This is a genomic window from uncultured Lactobacillus sp., from assembly GCF_947367085.1.
GTDB lineage: Bacteria > Bacillota > Bacilli > Lactobacillales > Lactobacillaceae > Lactobacillus.
Map to the genome: position 1 here is coordinate 1 of NZ_CANBCP010000037.1, position 16,824 is coordinate 16,824.

A 16,824-nucleotide genomic window follows, 5' to 3' on the forward strand; every position below is an offset into this window, starting at 1 on the left:
GGTAAACATATTATTGCTTATAATGCCGCATATAAATATTTAGGAATTGGGACGCTTACACCAGTGCAAAATTTTTATATCAAAAATGCAAGATATGATTTAGCTAAAACTGATTTATCTGCACCAACGATGTATTCCTCAAATGAGTATTTAGAAGGGCAAAATATAGAAATTGGTTGCAGGGCAGGTACATTAATCGTAATTAATAGCCGAGATAAAAAATAAAAGGGATCAAGAAAAAATCTTGATCCCTTTTATTTTTTTACTTCTTAATTAGGCACGTTTAACCTTACCGGATTTCAAAGCGCGAGCGGATACCCAAACACGCTTTGGCTTACCGTCAACAAGGATGCGAACTTTTTGAAGGTTTGGCTTCCATGAACGCCGCACGGAGTTCAAAGCCTTTGAACGCTTGTTACCAAAGACCGTCTTGCGGCCAGTAATAATGTCTTTTGCCATTTGTGCTAAACCCTCCTTTATTTGTTATCTGTCGTTAGTACCTTTCTAGATTATCATAGCTAGGAAGTGATTTCAATATTAAGTCAGGATTTTTTCAATCTCACAGCTAATCTTATTGCCATGTTATTTTGCTATGTTAAAATGAAATAAGTAAAATTAGTTCTTCTGAAAAGGAGGAAATCATGGCTGTAAAAATTAAAACTAAGCGTGGCATGATTGATATTTCTAATAATGTAATCGCAACTGTTGTAGGTGGAGCTGCCACTTCAAATTACGGTGTAGTTGGAATGGCATCTAAGAATGCTCTTAGAGACGGTGCATTTACTATTTTGAATCGTGCTAATTATCGTCGTGGTGTTGTTATTAAGACTAAGGACAACCAAATTGTTGTAGATGTTTATATCATTGTGGGTTACGGACTCAAAATTTCAGAAGTTAGCCACAATGTTCAAGATAGTGTAAAATACAATCTCGAAAATCTTTTAGGCATCAAGGCAAAATCTGTTAACGTTATTGTACAAGGCGTTAAGATCTTAGACGAATAATGCTTATTTGGAGGAACGTATTGTGGTTTTAACCAAAATTGATAGTGAACAATTTAAAGATATGGTTCGTGCGGGTACTCATCGCATGAGCAAGAATTCTGAATTTGTTAATAAATTAAATGTTTTCCCGGTACCTGATGGTGACACGGGAACTAACATGACTTTAACTATTGAAAGTGGTGCAAAAGCAGTTAGCCAAAGCACTTCTACAAAAGTTGGAGATTTAACTAAAGCTCTTTCTAAAGGGATGCTGATGGGTGCACGTGGTAACTCTGGTGTTATTACATCCCAGCTATTTCGTGGTTTTTATAAAGCTACTGAAAATAAAGAAACTTTATCAGCTTTAGATTTATCAAATGCATTTTCAAACGGTGTGGCAACTGCTTATAAAGCAGTTATGAAGCCTGTTGAAGGTACAATCTTAACTGTAGCTCGTGTAGCTGCTGAAGAAGGTAAAAATAAGGCTAGCGAAACTGATGATGTTATCGAGGTCATGAAAGCTATTGTTGATGGAGCTAAAAAGGCTTTGAAGACAACCCCAGATTTATTGCCAGTTTTGAAACAAGTTGGTGTTGTTGACTCTGGTGGTCAAGGATTGGTATTTATTTACCAAGGCTTTTTAGAAGGTTTACTTGGCGAAAAGAGCAATGATGATTACCAATTAGACGAAGTTGAAATGGATGAGTTAATTAATGCTGCTCACCATCAAGCTGAATCTGCACAGATTCAACTATCAACTAGTGATATCAAAAATGGCTATTGTACTGAAATTATGGTTGATTTGACTGCTGATGTGCCTAATAAGAAGAAGTTCAACTTGGATGAATTTAGACAACATTTATCTGAAGTTGGAGATTCACTTCTTGCAGTTTCTGACGGAGAAGTTGCTAAAGTTCACGTCCACACTGAACATCCTGGTGAAGTCTTCACTTACGGAAGTCAATTTGGACAATTGGGCAAGATCAAGATTGATAACATGCGTATTCAACATGAAACTATCATTGAAAACAACGAAGAAAAAGAAGAAAGTGTTGATTTCGCAGTAATTGCAGTAGCTTCTGGTCACGGAATTCGTGAATTGTTCCAAAGTGAAGGTGTTAATAGAATTATCTCCGGTGGACAAACAATGAATCCATCAACTCAAGATATTATTGACGCTATCAAAAAGTCTGGTGCAAGCAAGGCAATTATTTTACCAAACAACGGTAATATCATTATGGCTGCTAAGCAAGCAGCAGAAGTTGCTGAAATTCCAGTTGGAATTGTGCCAACTAAGACTATCTCTCAAGGTTTAACTGCAATGCTTTCTTTCAATCCTGACGCTAGTGTTGAAGAAAACGTTGAAGCAATGTCTGAAGATTTAGATACTGTTGTTTCAGGTGAAGTTACAAAGGCTATTCGTGATACTCAAATCGACGACGTTCAAGTTAAGAAAGATGACTTTTTAGGTATCATCGATGGTAAGATCAAGGTTGATAATCCTGACTTGGTTGATACTACAGTTGAAATGGTCGAAAAGATGCTTGATGAAGACACTGAAATCATCACTATTATGTACGGTAGTGACGCTACTAAGACTCAAGCAGATCAAGTGGTATCAAAACTTGAAGCAAAACATGATGATTTGGAATTTGAAGTACATGATGGTGGTCAACCAGTCTACTACTTCTTGGTTTCAGCTGAATAAAATATGAATACAAAAACTGAGAAAAAAGATCTATTTGGTCCTGTTACTACGTTAAAAGGCGTAGGTGCTAAAACAGGTGAAGCTTTAGCAAGTTTAGGGATAAATAGTATTTATGATTTATTGTTTTATTTTCCGTTTCGATATGACGAACTGGAAACATTACCTTTAGATCAAATTATGGATGGTCAAAAAGTTCTTTTAAAAGGAACTGTGGTAACTGAACCATTTGTAAGTCGCTTTGGCTATAAAAAAAGTCGACTCAGTTTCAAAATTCAAATTGGCCATGATATTGTCATGGTCAATTTTTTTAACCAACCTTGGTTAAAAGATAGATTGGAACTGGGACAAGATGTTGCAGTTTTTGGAAAATATAATGTAGCCCGACAGTCGCTGTCAGCTTTTAAGTTTGTGGCGCAAAAAAAGAGCGATTCAGGCTTAGCAGCAATTTATCCAGTTAATCGTCATGTGCGTCAAAAAAAGCTCCAAGAACTAATTGATCAGGCTATTAAAGAATACTTGCCAGAAGTTAAAAATGTTGTCCCTGACGAAATTCGACAAAAGTATAAGTTAGAAACAGATCAGGCAATTATTCAAGACATGCATCATCCTAAAAATGCACAAATGGCTAAAACTGCAAAACGAAGTGCCATTTTTCGTGAGTTCTTTTTATTCCAAATCCAGCTGGCTCAAATGATGTCTATGCGCGATAGCGATGCCCCAGGACAAGCTAAAAAATATGATTTGAAGGCGATTAAGGAGTTAATTGATAAACTACCTTTTGAATTGTCAGATGATCAAAAGAGGGTCGTCAATGAAATTTTTGCCGATCTACATTCAAAGCGTCAGATGAGGCGCTTGCTGCAAGGTGATGTAGGTGCAGGAAAGACTGTAGTCGCTGTTTTTGCCATTTATGCTGTTATCACAGCGGGCTATCAAGCAGCTTTGATGGTGCCAACGGAAATTTTGGCTGAACAACATTTTGCCAAGATTGCCGAATTATTACGTCCACTTGGTGTGCGTGTAGCACTTTTGACGGGAGATACTAAAGATTTAGAAAAAAAAGAGATCTATCGTGAACTTGCTGATGGAACTATCAATGTCGTAATTGGGACGCACGCTTTAATCCAAGACGCAGTCAAATTTAAAAATTTGGGTCTAACCATAATCGATGAGCAGCATCGCTTTGGAGTAGGTCAGCGTAATAAACTTATTTCTAAAGCTGATAGTCCCGATATCTTGGCAATGACAGCTACCCCAATTCCACGTACTTTAGCACTTACGGTTTATGGTGAAATGGCCGTTTCTTCAATTAGACATCTGCCTAAAGGAAGAAAGCCGATTATCTCATCTTGGGTCACTTCTAATAAGCTGCGAGATGTTTTAGTTCAGATGCAAAGTCAGCTTGATCAGGGCTTTCAAATCTATGTGGTGACGCCGCTGATTCGTGAATCAGAAAAAAGTGATTTAAAAAATGCGGAAGACTTACAAGCTCGTCTTGCTAAATTTTTCAAAAATGAAAATGTTGTCTTGCTTCATGGACAAATGTCAGGGCAAGAAAAAAATGATATCATGGATGCTTTTGCCAATAAAAAGATTGATATTCTAGTGACTACAAGTGTCATCGAAGTCGGAGTTGATGTGGCTAACGCCAACATGATGGTGATTTTCAATGCTGAAAGATTCGGACTCAGCCAGCTTCACCAATTACGTGGTCGAATCGGACGTGGCCAAACGCAGAGTTATTGCGTTTTTGTGAGCGATCCACCAAATGAAGTAGGCAAGCAGCGGATGCAGATCATCACAAATACTTCAGATGGTTTTAAATTAGCTGAAGAGGATTTGAAGTTGCGTGGTGAGGGGGATGTTTTTGGTAAGGCTCAATCAGGTTTGCCGCAATTTAAAGTTGGCGACGTGGTCAATGATTATAATGCCTTAGTAATCGCGCAAAAAGAAGCAAGGGCAGTCATTGCTCAAGATCAAAATTTGACCAGCGACCAATATAAATTTTTAGCAGACGTGTTAAAATATAACAAAGAATTACAAAATGATTAGTTTAACAAGGAAGATAATATGAAAACAATCGCAATTGATGCTATGGGCGGCGAAAATGCGCCTCAAGCGATCGTAGATGCAATTGTCAAGTTGCGAAAAGAAGGCAGCGAGACAAATTACATTTTATTTGGGGATGAGAGTCAGATTAAGTCTGCTTTTCCAAAAGATGATGATTTTAAAAATATCAAAATTGTTCACACAACGCAGACTATCGCTGATGAAGATGAGCCAGTTAGGGCTATTCGTTCAAAAAAAGATTCGTCAATGGTGGTTGCAGCGCGTTATGTAAAAGACGGTAAAGCTGATGCTTTATTTTCAATGGGCAACACTGGAGCATTATTGGCTTCAGGAATTTTTATCATAGGACGTATTAAAGGCGTTGATCGACCTGCTTTAATGCCAACAATGCCATCTGCTAAAGGAGATCAGGGTTTTAATATCATTGACGTTGGTGCAAATTCGCAAAGTAAGGCTGAATATCTGGTTCAGTGGGCACAAATGGCTTCTTATTATGCATCCACAATTAGAAAAGTAAATAACCCGACTGTTGCTCTGCTTAATAACGGGGCTGAAAGCGACAAAGGTGATCCAATGCACCAAGAAGCATATAAACTTTTGAAAGAAACTGATCTTAACTTTATCGGTAATATCGAAGGAAATGAAGTTATGGAAGGTAAAGCTGACGTTGTTGTGACTGATGGCTTTACTGGAAATGCGGTTTTAAAAGCAATCGAAGGCACTGCTAGCGTAATTTTACATATGTTAAAGGATTCGCTACTTAATAACGGACTTCGTCCTAAAATTGGTGCCGCTTTGGCAAAGCCAGGCCTTAAGGCTCTAAAAAAGCGTTTTGATACAGCCCGTCATGGAGGAGCTGTTTTATTAGGAATTAACGCACCAGTTGTTAAAACGCATGGACGTTCTGATATTCGTCCTATTTATTACACTTTAAAACAGATCGATATGATGCTTGATCAAGATTTAATTGGCAAATATCGTGAATTCTTTAAAGAAAGTAACTAGACTTTGAGATTTAATTGACCTAAAATTAAACTAAACTTTTTGGAGGTTAAAGATGACTGAAGAAGAAATTTTTAATAAGATCGCAGATATGATTGCTGATCGTTTTAATATTGATCGCGATAAGATTACCAAAGATTTGAATTTCCGTAACGATTTAGATGCAGATTCAATCGATTTTGTGGAGTTGGTTATGGACTTAGAAGATACCTTTGGTAGCGAAATACCTGATGATGATGCAGAAAAATTGCAGACTGTTGGTGAAGCCGTAGACTACATTAAAGCTCATCAAAATTAAAAAATGTTAAAAAAAGACTATCAATTTTCTAGTAAAAGTTAAGTAAACTTATTGAATTGATAGTTTCTTTTGTATATAATGGGTACATTAATTAAGAATCTAATTGACTTTTAATATTTAGCCATTTAGAAAAAGGCTGAGAGGAGAATGACCTTTGGAAAAGCAGAGTGATCTACTATTAGACATCGAGCACCTGCATACTGCATATCGTTTGCAGGGTAAATTCTATGACGCAGCTGATGATGTTAATTTAACTCTTAAACGTGATGAGATTTTAGCCATTGTTGGTGAATCTGGTTGTGGTAAGAGTACAATTGCTTCAAGTATCATCGGTTTGTATGACCATAAGAATACTAGGGTGACTGGCGACATTTTATACAATGAATTGAATTTAGTTGGATTGAATGAATCATTATTTAACCAAATTCGTGGTAATAAGATTGGAATGATTTTCCAGGACCCACTAGCAAGTTTGAACCCACTGATGAGAGTCGGTGATCAAGTTGCTGAAACACTTTACTACCATACTGATATGAATGAAAAACAGCGCCATGACAGAGTCATCGAATTGTTTAATCAAGTAGGTATGCCACGTCCAGAGGAAATGTTCAACATGTATCCTCATGAATTGTCTGGTGGACTTCGTCAACGTGTCGTTATTGCGATTGCGATTGCATGTAAACCAGAAATTATCATTGCTGATGAACCTACAACTGCTTTGGATGTTACTATTCAAGCTCAGATTTTGGACTTACTTGAAGACATTCAAAAAGAAACCCACTCAGGAATTATCATGATCACTCACGACTTGGGTGTTGTGGCGGAAACTGCTGATCAAGTTGCAGTTATGTATGCGGGTCAAATCGTTGAAAAGTCAGATGTTAAAACTGTTTTTGAACATCCACTTCACCCATATACCCGTTCATTACTTAACTCTATGCCACAAAGTGATGATGAAACTGAAGATTTACACGTTATTCAAGGTACTGTTCCTTCATTGAAGAACATGCCACGTGAAGGTGACCGTTTTGCGGCAAGAATTCCTTGGATTCCTGCAAGTGCTCATGAAGAAGAACCTAAGATTCACGAAGTTGAACCAGGCCACTTTGTAAGATGTACTTGCTGGCAAGACTTTCACTTTGAACAAGAGAGCAGTAAATAGGGAGTAGAATATGGCTGAAGAAATAATCCAAATCAAAGACTTAAAAGTCCACTACCCGATCCGCTCTGGTTTTTGGAACCGTATTACAGACTATGTCCGGGCAGTAGACGGGGTCAGTTTATCAATTAAAGAAGGAGAAACTTACGGTTTAATTGGTGAATCTGGTTCTGGTAAATCAACTACTGGTAAAGCAATCGTTGGTGTTGAAAAGGTTACTAGCGGTCAAATCCTTTACAAAGGCGTTGATATTACCAAGGCAAGCAACAGAAGAAAGTTAAATTACAACAAAGATGTTCAAATGATCTTCCAGGATTCAATGTCTAGTTTGAACCCACGTAAGAGAATTGAAGATATCATTGCTGAGCCAATCAGAAACTTTGAGAACTTAACTACTGATGAAGAAAGAAAGAGAGTTCAAGAATTGCTTGATATCGTAGGGATGCCTAGCGATGCAATTTACAAGTTCCCTCACGAATTCTCAGGTGGTCAACGTCAAAGAATTGGTGTTGCGCGTGCCGTAGCTACTAATCCTAAGTTGATTGTTGCGGACGAACCTACTTCTGCACTTGATTTGTCTGTTCAAGCACAAGTTTTGAACTTTATGAAGCATATCCAACAACAATACAACATTGCATATTTATTCATTTCTCACGACTTGGGTGTTGTTAAGCACATGTCAGAAGACATTGCCATCATGCACCGTGGACGCTTTGTAGAAATTGGTAAACGTGAACAAATTTACAAAAATCCAATGCACATTTACACTAAGCGTTTGCTTTCAGCTATTCCTGTTGTCGATGTAGAAAATCGTGAAGCACATAAAGCTGAACGTCAAAGAGTTGAAAAAGAATTCCTTGAAAATCAAGATAAATGGTATGACAAAGATGGTCGAGTACTTCCTCTTAAGAAAGTTTCAGATCGTCACTTTGTAGCTTTGCCAGAAGACTTGATTCAAGAAGAATTGAAGGAGGATGAATAGGTATGTGGAAGACAGTTTTACGAAGAATCCTGATCATGATCCCGCAACTTCTTATCTTGAGTCTGCTTGTCTTCGTCTTAGCTAAGATGATGCCTGGTGACCCATTTACGGGAATGATCAATCCTAACTCTGACCCTAAGACTATCGCCCGCTTAAAACAAGAAATGGGATTAAACGATGCTCCTTGGGTTCAATACTGCCGCTGGTTAGGTAACTTGATGCATGGAGATTTGGGACAATCATATATTCAAAAAGTTCCAGTTGCTTCATTGATTTGGGACCGTGCAGTTAACACTTTCTGGCTTTCATTAATGTCAGTTATCTTAACTTACTTGATCGCTATTCCTATGGGTATTAGCGCAGGTCGTCACCAAGATGGTTGGCAAGATCAATCAATCCAAGTGTTTAACTACATTACGTTTGCTATTCCTGCATTCGTATTCTACATTTTAGGTTTGTGGTTATTCGGATTTACTTTAGGCTGGTTCCCAATTTCAGGTTCAGTTTCAGATACTGCTACTGGTTTTTGGGGAATCTTCTTCAGTAGAATTTATCACTTGATTTTACCAGCAATTCTTTCCGCAATTATTGGTACTACTGCAACAGTTCAATACTTAAGAACTGGTATTGTTGATAATAAAGTTGAAGATTACGTTAGAACTGCCAGAAGTAAGGGTGTTCCAGATAGAGTTGTATTTAATAAACATATCTTGAGAAACTCATTATTGCCAATTGCAGCCTTCTTAGGTAACACTATTACTGGATTACTATCTGGTTCAATGATCATCGAACAAGTCTTCAGTTATCCTGGAATGGGTAAGTTATTCCTTGACTCAATTGGTCAACGTGACTACTCAACTTTAACTGCTTTGATTTTGTTATTCGGTATTTTAACTCTGGTTGGTAACTTATTGTCAGATATCATTATGAGTATTATCGACCCTAGAATTAGAGTTCAATAGGAGGGGAGGATTAGAAATGGCTAAAGATAAATCATCTAAAAAAGATATAAATAAAACAAAAGCTTCTCTTCCACCTTCTGGATTTAAGGTTGTAGTTCGAGAAATTACTCATGATAAGATTGCAATGGTGGCTTTCTCAATCATCGTTTTGATCTTGCTGCTTACATTTGTAGGCTCGCTCTTCTTAAATGGTAAGAATGTTACTGAAGTTAACATCGCAGAAGCTTACTATGGTTGGGGAGAAGCTGGTCATATCTTAGGTACTGACGATGGTGGACGTGATATTTTACAAGAATTAATCGTCGGTGGACGTAACTCCATCTTGATTGGTATTTCAGTTACCTTAGTCTGTGAAGTCGTTGGCTTAGTTGTCGGACTCGTTACTGGTTACTACGGTGGTGTAGTAGATGCCATCATCATGCGTGTTGTAGACTTCATCCAGATTTTACCTATGATGCCTATCATTATTGTTTTAACTACTACTATTCCTAACTACAACGCTGTAACTTTAGTATGGTTAATTTCAATGTTTGGATGGACAGGAACGGCGAGATACTACAGATCCTTTGTCTTATCACAGCGCGGACGTGACTACGTTTTAGCTTCTAAGACTTCGGGATCAAGTGATTTGAAGGTTATGTTTAGAGAAGTTTTGCCTAACATTACCTCAATGATCATCATCGACGTTGTGCTTACAGTTGCTGGTAACATTGGTGTCGAAACATCATTATCATTCTTAGGATATGGACTTCCACCTTCTACGCCATCACTTGGTACTTTGATTGGTTTTGCTAACGACCCAGTTAACGTAACTACTCGTCCATGGTTATGGCTTCCAGCAACTATCTTGTTGCTGCTTATCTCATTAAGTATTAACTATGTTGGTCGTGCTCTTCAAAGAGCTGGGGATGCCCGTCAACGTGAAAACTAAAATATTTCTAAATGCAGGGTTTGCAATTGCGACTCTGCATTTTTTGTTGAAAAAATTTAAATTAAAAAGAATATATTTATTTTTTATATAAAATCAACCGATTAAATTACAGTATTGCGATATAAACAGACTTCTGGCTAGTAAAAGATATATATTTTGAAGAATAACATAGTTTAAAAGTCAAGAAAAACTAACGTTATTCTTCAAAAAGTCTTTATTTTCTTTATCTTTTCTTATATAATCGTTATGACTTAAAAAATGTTCAACGGTATTTTAATAACGCTCTTGGGGAGTAATTAAGTAATGCAAGATAATAATTCGATAAACAAGACTAAGCACCATCACCACCACCGTCATCATCATAGACGTAAGTTCTGGCGGATCTTCGGTGTAGTAATAGCCGTTGTCCTTGTCGGGATCCTGCTGGTAGTAGGTTATGCTTACCGCAATATTCAGAACGCGGCAAACAATGCCTATAATCCAGTAAGTCTCAAGAATCAAGACAACGGCTCTTTAAGTTCTGTATTAAAGAATAAAAAGCCAATTAGCTTGCTTTTATTGGGTACAGATACAGGAGAGTTCGGTAGAACATATAAGGGTCGTACGGATACAATGATGATCATGGTCTTAGATCCACAGAAAAATAAGACCACGATCGAAAGTATCCCACGTGATATGAAGGTTACTTTACCTGACTATCCAGACTATTCACCAGCTAAGATTAACTCAGCTTATACCTATGGTGGAATTGAAGAAGTTGATAAGACGATCAATGAGTACTTCAAAGTTCCAATTAACGCTTATGTGTTAGTTAACATGAAGGGGCTAGTTAAGGCTATTGATAAGGTTGGCGGAGTTGACGTAGTCTCACCATTAAGCTTTGATTATGAAGGCTATTCATTTAAAAAAGGTGTCAAGTACCATATGAATGGTAAAAAGGCACTTCAATTTGGTCGTATGAGATATGATGATCCAAAAGGCGATTATGGTCGTCAAGAAAGACAACGCCTAGTAATTATGGCGCTACTCAAGAAGTCTGCTAATGTGCAATCAGTGCTTAACAAAGATTTCTTAGATTCAGTGTCACACTCAATGCAAACTAATCTTAGTTTCAATGATATGACTACCTTAGCTGCAAATTACAGAAAAGCAACTGATTCAATTAGTTCTGGCTATGTAAAAGGAACTAACGATAATGAAGAAGGCGTTTCATATCAAAACGTTAGCGTGAATGAACGCCAAAGAGTTAGTGATAAGTTAAGAAAAGCTCTAGGGCTTAATGAAGTTACTGTTAAATAGTTTTAGAAGAAAAGTCGTGCAATGGAAAATAAACAAACACAAGAAAATACAATCGATTTAAGAAGATTATGGATCTTGCTTAAGTCACATATTTTAGGAATTTTAATTTGGGCAGTAGGGCTAGGTGTAGTTGGCTATGCATTAGCAAATTATGTTATTGCACCCAAGTACACAGCATCTACTCAAATTTTGGTTAACCAAAAGAACAATTCTAAAGATGCTGGTCAAGCTTGGAATACACAACAAGCAGATATTCAAGTCATCAATACTTATAAAGATATCATTACTAGTCCAGTTATCTTAAAGGATGCTTCTAAATGGTTAGCTAATCCCACTGAAGTAGTTAGAAAAGCTGAAAAGCCAAAATATACAACTTTAGCAGACGGTACCAGAAGATTGGTCAGAAGAGGACATCCTGCTGAAGTTAGAAGAGTTGGAGAAGGATACAGTATCTCAGCAACTAAATTAGCTAAATCAGTATCTGTTCAAACTCAGCAACAATCTCAAGTATTTACTTTAAGTGCTACCTCTAATGATCCTGATCATGCAAAAATGATCGCTAACGCTGTTGCTCGTTCATTTAAAAAGAAAATCAAGTCTATTATGAACGTCAACAACGTGACAATTGTTGCAGCAGCTACTACGCCACAACAAAAATCATTTCCGAATACTGAATTATTTACTTTAGCAGGAATTATTTTAGGACTTATCATCAGTATTGCGTTCATTATCATTCGTGATTCAATGAATACAACCGTACGTGATGATTCATTCATGACTGATGAGTTAGGCTTAACTAATTTGGGACAAGTTTCACACTTTAGATTGTCAAACAAATTTAGTGTGAAGAAATCTGCCAGTGATAGTAATAAGAAGAGAAGAGTCTAGGAGGTGAATGTTAATGGCATTATTTAGAAAACATAAAAAACGTGGTACTAATGAAACTATGAATTATGGGGCAAAGTTAATTACTGTAGCTAAGCCTCAAAATCCAATTAGTGAGCAGTTTAGAACTATTAAGACTAATATCAGCTTTATGTCGGTTGATTCAAAAGTAAGATCATTAGCACTTACTTCTGCTAATATTTCTGAAGGTAAGTCTACTGTTACTGCCAATGTAGCTGTTGCTTATGCTCAAGCTGGTAAAAAAGTCTTACTTATTGATGCCGACTTGCACAGACCTACACTTCATCAAACTTTTGATTTAACTAACAATGTTGGACTTACTACAGTACTGACTTCTGAAGCTGATGAAATCAACATGGATGAAGTTGTTAAGCCAGGATTCGTAACAAACTTATCTGTTTTGACAGCTGGACCGCTTCCTCCAAATCCATCAGAATTGCTAAGCTCAAATCGAATGAAGCAGTTCTTGGATGTTGCTGAGCAACATTATGATTTGGTAATTTTAGATTTGGCTCCAATTTTGGAAGTTTCTGATACTCAAGCTTTGTCTAGCCATATTGATGGAATCGTTTTAGTCGTAAGACAAGGTGTTACTCAGAAGCTTGCAATTAAACGAGCAGTTGAGATGATTAACCTATCAAAGACGCGCTTACTAGGATATGTATTGAACGATGTCAAATCTGGTGGTGATGGCGGCTATGGATATGGCTACGGTTACGGCTATGGATATGGTTACGGAGAAGAGAAAAAGAAGTAATTATGGTTTTAGTAGATATACACTGTCATATATTGCCAGGAATTGATGATGGTTCTAAAGATTGGGAGACATCATTAAAACTAGCTCAAGATGCAGTTGATGATGGGGTTACCCATGCATTACTTACCCCTCATCATTTAAATGGTAGATACGTTAATCATAAAAATGATGTAATTGAGCTAACTGAACAATTTAAAGAAAAGCTAGCAGAAAATAATATTCCATTAACAGTTTTTCCAAGTCAAGAAGTTCGATTATCTGGTGACTTAGTATCAGCTTTGGATAATGATGATATTTTGTTTTGTGATGAAGATGGAACTTATATGCTTTTAGAATTTCCAAGTGAAAATGTTCCAACTTATGCAAAGAGTACAATTTTTGAAATAAAAAAGCGTGGAGTGACGCCAATAATCGTTCATCCGGAAAGAAACAGTGGTATCTTACGAAAGCCAGAAATGCTGCAGGACCTAATTGAGCAAGGCTGTTATGTTCAAATCACTGCTAGTTCATATATGGGCACTTTTGGTAAAGAAATTGAAGATATGAGCAAGCGATTTATTGAAGCAGGACAATGTGCTTGTTTTGCGTCAGACGCTCATGATTTGCCTAGACGTGATTATGAATATAGTGAGGCACTGAATAAATTAGATAAAGAATTTGGCAGTGAATTTACTGAATTATATAAAGAAAACGCCAGACGAATTATTAATGGTGATAATGTCAATATGCCTTGGCAACAATTGAAGAAAAAGAAAAAGTTTTGGTTATTTTAGATTAGCACTTAGGGAGTGATGGGATGCTTTATACTGGAGAACAAATCTATGTTGATAAAGATAAAGTTCAAGGTAGATATTTTTATCATTCAGTCAAACGTATTTTTGATTTTTTAGCTAGTGGTATCGCATTAATTGTTTTGTCACCATTATTTTTATATTTAGCTTTAAGAGTACGTCATGAAGATGGTGGACCTGCATTTTATTCTCAAGAGAGAATTGGAAAAAATGGTAAGCCATTTAAGATGTACAAGTTTCGTTCAATGGTTGTAAACGCAGATCAAATGATTGAAGAACTAGAAGATCAAAATGAAATTGATGGAGCTATGTTCAAGATCAAGAATGATCCGCGAATCACTAAAATTGGACAGATTATTAGAAAATATAGTCTAGATGAGTTACCTCAATTATATAATGTTTTAATCGGTGACATGTCACTTGTAGGACCTCGTCCACCTTTGCCAAGCGAAGTTGAAGAATATTCAGAATATGATAAGCAACGACTTGAAGTAACTCCAGGATGTACAGGTTTATGGCAAGTTACGCGTCGTAATGAAGCGGATTTTGATGAAATGGTTTGGCTTGACATTATATATATTAACAATTCTGGCTTGTGGGAAGATTTTAAGCTGATTATTAAGACAGTAGGTGTTATATTGCATCCTAATAGTGCATATTAAAAAGCTAGTTGATATAGTGCCAACTGGCTTTTTTAATAGTAGATGAGGAGAATAATGAAAGATATATTTATAGTTGGATCTAAGGGTATTCCTGCTCAATATGGTGGATACGAAACTTTTGTTGATGAACTCGTAACACGACAAGTGAATAAAAATATTAAATATCATGTTGCTTGTATGACTTTTAATAAGAAGGCTAAGCATTATGAGTACAACGGAGCGGATTGTCAAGAAATTAGTATTCGAGATATTGGCGGAGCAAAGGCTATTGTTTATGATTTGAAGGCTTTAAATTGGGCATTAGATCAGATTAAAAAGAATAACTTAAAAAATGGAATAGTTTATATTTTAGCCTGTCGAATTGGTCCTTTTATTCACAGTTATATCCCTAAGTTTCATAAATATGGTTTTCAAGTTTGGGTTAATCCAGATGGTCATGAATGGATAAGAGCCAAGTGGTCAAAGCCAGTTAGAAAATATTGGAAGATCAGTGAAAGTGGAATGGTCAAAAATGCTGATTTATTAGTTTGCGATAGCAAAAACATTGAACAGTATATCCATGAAACTTATGAAACATATAATCCTAATACTACTTTCATTGCTTATGGAGCAGACGTTGTTAGATCATCATTAAATGAAAATACTGATAAAGTTGTTAGTTGGTATAACGGGCATGATGTAAAACCAAATAACTACTTCTTAATTGTGGGCAGATTCGTTCCGGAAAATAATTATGAGACTATGATTAGAGAATTTATGGCAAGTGATGTTGATAAAGACCTAGTCATCATTACAAATGTCGAACATAATAAATTCTATGAAGAACTAAAAGAAAAGACTCATTTTGAAACTGATAAACGAATCAAATTTGTTGGTACAGTTTACGATAAAGATTTATTAAAATATATTCGTGAAAATGCATTTGGTTATATTCATGGACATTCAGTCGGAGGTACAAATCCGTCTTTATTGGAAGCCTTGGCGGATACTAAATTAAATCTTTTATATGGTGTTGGTTTTAACAAAGAGGTTGGCGAAGATGGCGCTCTTTATTGGAGTAAAACCTCAGGCTTTTTGAAAGATCTATTGGAAAGAGTAGATAAATTATCGGATAAACAAATTAATAATTTAGGAAAAAAAGCAAAACAAAAAATTATTGATGGATATTCTTGGGAAAAAATAGTTGATGATTATGAAAATATTTTTTTGGGAAGATAATCAATGAAAATTTTAGAATATACACTTGGGTTACCACCTTTTAGGCGAGGAGGGCTTCCTAGATATAGCACAGACTTATCTGAAGCATTAGCACAAAACAATGAAGTTTATTTATTATATCCGGGACAAATAAACCCATACTCTAAAAAAATAAAATTATCCCCAAAAAATAATAAATATTCATTTAATACTATTGAAATGAAAAATTCTTTACCTATATCTTTAGGACTTGGCATCAAGGACGAAAAGTACTATATGGAAGAGCGAGATATTTCTAGTCTAAAGAAATTCGTCGAAGATATAAAGCCAGATGTAGTTCATTTTCATACTCTAATGGGTATGCCTAAAGAATTTTTTGAATATTTGCATAATAAAAAAATAAAATCTATTTATACTACACATGATTTTTATGGCCTTTGTCCAAAGATCTTAAGCAAAAATTCTAAGGAAGAATTAAGTAGTTCAAAATGTTCATATGATTGTATGATGTGTAATGTCGGACCATCATATAAAAAAATAATCATTATGCAATCTCATATATATGAGAATTTAAAAGAGAGTAAGCTAGTTAAAAATTTGCGTTCAAAAAATAAAGCTATGATATCAAAAGAAGATGAAGAAGTTATTTTTAATGATGCTCAGGTAGAATTACGCTATAAATTACGTGAATACTATTTGGATATGTTCAATTTAATTGATACTTTTCATTTTAACAGTGGTGTATCAGAAAAATATTTTAAAAGATTTTTACCTAATATTAAGGGAAAAATAGTTTCTATAACACACGGAAATTTGGAAGATAACAGACGAACAAGAAGCTATGAAATAAATCATCCGCTTCATTTTGGGTATATTGGACCTTATGATAAAAAAAAAGGATTTTATGAATATACTAAGATTTTAAAGAAACTGGAAAAGGAGTATAAATTCCAGGCTGATTTTTATGGTGATATTGTTAATAGAGATGTTTTTAAAGATGATAGATTTGTAGAGGACGAGGATTTTTTTAAAATATTCAATTCTTTATTCATCTTATCTAACTTATCTACTTCAAGTTGCATATCTACAATTTTAGTCTCCAAATTTTTAATTGCCT

General features: G+C 35.8%; 17 protein-coding genes and 1 pseudogene. 17 read left to right on the forward strand and 1 reads right to left on the reverse strand.

The window, feature by feature from the left end:
* Positions 1–225: pseudogene (locus Q0Y70_RS06880) on the forward strand (thiamine diphosphokinase); the annotation flags it as partial.
* 48 nt (positions 226–273) lie between these two features.
* Here Q0Y70_RS06880 and rpmB read toward each other — a convergent pair.
* Positions 274–459: a 50S ribosomal protein L28 gene (gene rpmB, locus Q0Y70_RS06885; protein WP_003647522.1), complete on the reverse strand. Its 186-nt coding sequence runs from the start codon at positions 457–459 to the stop codon at positions 274–276.
* Between the two features lie 182 nt (positions 460–641).
* On the opposite strand from rpmB, the gene Q0Y70_RS06890 reads away from it, so the two are divergent.
* The 16 genes from Q0Y70_RS06890 to Q0Y70_RS06965 form a co-directional block, all read left to right on the forward strand.
* Positions 642–1,004 (forward strand): Asp23/Gls24 family envelope stress response protein, encoded by a 363-nt coding sequence (locus Q0Y70_RS06890; protein ID WP_297818757.1) that lies wholly within the window; start codon positions 642–644, stop codon positions 1,002–1,004.
* A gap of 22 nt (positions 1,005–1,026) precedes the next feature.
* On the forward strand, positions 1,027–2,691 hold the full coding sequence (locus Q0Y70_RS06895) for a DAK2 domain-containing protein (RefSeq protein WP_297818760.1): 1,665 nt from the start codon (positions 1,027–1,029) through the stop codon (positions 2,689–2,691).
* A gap of 3 nt (positions 2,692–2,694) precedes the next feature.
* Positions 2,695–4,743, forward strand: coding sequence for an ATP-dependent DNA helicase RecG (gene recG, locus Q0Y70_RS06900; RefSeq protein ID WP_297818763.1), 2,049 nt, complete (start codon positions 2,695–2,697; stop codon positions 4,741–4,743).
* 18 nt (positions 4,744–4,761) lie between these two features.
* Complete coding sequence (gene plsX / locus Q0Y70_RS06905; protein ID WP_297818766.1) at positions 4,762–5,766, forward strand: phosphate acyltransferase PlsX; 1,005 nt, start codon at positions 4,762–4,764, stop codon at positions 5,764–5,766.
* A 52-nt stretch (positions 5,767–5,818) separates the two neighbouring features.
* Positions 5,819–6,061: an acyl carrier protein gene (gene acpP / locus Q0Y70_RS06910; protein WP_297818769.1), complete on the forward strand. Its 243-nt coding sequence runs from the start codon at positions 5,819–5,821 to the stop codon at positions 6,059–6,061.
* Between the two features lie 154 nt (positions 6,062–6,215).
* Positions 6,216–7,223 (forward strand): ABC transporter ATP-binding protein, encoded by a 1,008-nt coding sequence (locus Q0Y70_RS06915; protein ID WP_297818772.1) that lies wholly within the window; start codon positions 6,216–6,218, stop codon positions 7,221–7,223.
* A 10-nt stretch (positions 7,224–7,233) separates the two neighbouring features.
* The gene (locus Q0Y70_RS06920; protein WP_297818775.1) at positions 7,234–8,202 is read left to right on the forward strand and encodes an ABC transporter ATP-binding protein; all 969 of its coding nucleotides are present in this window, start codon (positions 7,234–7,236) and stop codon (positions 8,200–8,202) included.
* 2 nt (positions 8,203–8,204) lie between these two features.
* Entirely contained in the window at positions 8,205–9,164 is a 960-nt protein-coding gene (gene opp4B / locus Q0Y70_RS06925) for an oligopeptide ABC transporter permease (protein ID WP_297818778.1), read from the forward strand.
* Between the two features lie 16 nt (positions 9,165–9,180).
* Positions 9,181–10,095 carry an ABC transporter permease gene (locus tag Q0Y70_RS06930; protein WP_297818781.1) on the forward strand — a complete coding sequence of 305 codons (915 nt, stop codon included), beginning with the start codon at positions 9,181–9,183 and terminating at the stop codon, positions 10,093–10,095.
* Positions 10,096–10,398: 303 nt separating this feature from the next.
* Positions 10,399–11,394, forward strand: coding sequence for an LCP family protein (locus Q0Y70_RS06935; RefSeq protein WP_297818784.1), 996 nt, complete (start codon positions 10,399–10,401; stop codon positions 11,392–11,394).
* A 21-nt stretch (positions 11,395–11,415) separates the two neighbouring features.
* On the forward strand, positions 11,416–12,282 hold the full coding sequence (locus Q0Y70_RS06940; protein ID WP_297818787.1) for a YveK family protein: 867 nt from the start codon (positions 11,416–11,418) through the stop codon (positions 12,280–12,282).
* 13 nt (positions 12,283–12,295) lie between these two features.
* Positions 12,296–13,057, forward strand: coding sequence for a CpsD/CapB family tyrosine-protein kinase (locus Q0Y70_RS06945; RefSeq protein ID WP_297818791.1), 762 nt, complete (start codon positions 12,296–12,298; stop codon positions 13,055–13,057).
* A 2-nt stretch (positions 13,058–13,059) separates the two neighbouring features.
* Positions 13,060–13,830 carry a tyrosine-protein phosphatase gene (locus Q0Y70_RS06950; RefSeq protein WP_297818794.1) on the forward strand — a complete coding sequence of 257 codons (771 nt, stop codon included), beginning with the start codon at positions 13,060–13,062 and terminating at the stop codon, positions 13,828–13,830.
* A gap of 23 nt (positions 13,831–13,853) precedes the next feature.
* A complete protein-coding gene (locus Q0Y70_RS06955) occupies positions 13,854–14,510 on the forward strand; it encodes a sugar transferase (protein WP_297818797.1) in 657 nt (218 codons plus the stop codon).
* A 54-nt stretch (positions 14,511–14,564) separates the two neighbouring features.
* Entirely contained in the window at positions 14,565–15,728 is a 1,164-nt protein-coding gene (gene cps2T, locus Q0Y70_RS06960; protein WP_297818800.1) for a beta 1-4 rhamnosyltransferase Cps2T, read from the forward strand.
* Positions 15,729–15,731: 3 nt separating this feature from the next.
* On the forward strand, positions 15,732–16,824 hold a 1,093-nt coding region (locus Q0Y70_RS06965; RefSeq protein ID WP_297818803.1), incomplete at its 3' end, for a glycosyltransferase.

Coding starts and splice junctions, on each gene's coding strand:
- rpmB (WP_003647522.1), bottom strand. CDS start 459: ATGGCAAAAGACATTATTACTGGCCGCAAGACGGTCTTTGGTAACAAG.
- Q0Y70_RS06890 (WP_297818757.1), top strand. CDS start 642: ATGGCTGTAAAAATTAAAACTAAGCGTGGCATGATTGATATTTCTAAT.
- recG (WP_297818763.1), top strand. CDS start 2,695: ATGAATACAAAAACTGAGAAAAAAGATCTATTTGGTCCTGTTACTACG.
- plsX (WP_297818766.1), top strand. CDS start 4,762: ATGAAAACAATCGCAATTGATGCTATGGGCGGCGAAAATGCGCCTCAA.
- acpP (WP_297818769.1), top strand. CDS start 5,819: ATGACTGAAGAAGAAATTTTTAATAAGATCGCAGATATGATTGCTGAT.
- Q0Y70_RS06920 (WP_297818775.1), top strand. CDS start 7,234: ATGGCTGAAGAAATAATCCAAATCAAAGACTTAAAAGTCCACTACCCG.
- opp4B (WP_297818778.1), top strand. CDS start 8,205: ATGTGGAAGACAGTTTTACGAAGAATCCTGATCATGATCCCGCAACTT.
- Q0Y70_RS06930 (WP_297818781.1), top strand. CDS start 9,181: ATGGCTAAAGATAAATCATCTAAAAAAGATATAAATAAAACAAAAGCT.
- Q0Y70_RS06935 (WP_297818784.1), top strand. CDS start 10,399: ATGCAAGATAATAATTCGATAAACAAGACTAAGCACCATCACCACCAC.
- Q0Y70_RS06940 (WP_297818787.1), top strand. CDS start 11,416: ATGGAAAATAAACAAACACAAGAAAATACAATCGATTTAAGAAGATTA.
- Q0Y70_RS06945 (WP_297818791.1), top strand. CDS start 12,296: ATGGCATTATTTAGAAAACATAAAAAACGTGGTACTAATGAAACTATG.
- Q0Y70_RS06950 (WP_297818794.1), top strand. CDS start 13,060: ATGGTTTTAGTAGATATACACTGTCATATATTGCCAGGAATTGATGAT.
- Q0Y70_RS06955 (WP_297818797.1), top strand. CDS start 13,854: ATGCTTTATACTGGAGAACAAATCTATGTTGATAAAGATAAAGTTCAA.
- cps2T (WP_297818800.1), top strand. CDS start 14,565: ATGAAAGATATATTTATAGTTGGATCTAAGGGTATTCCTGCTCAATAT.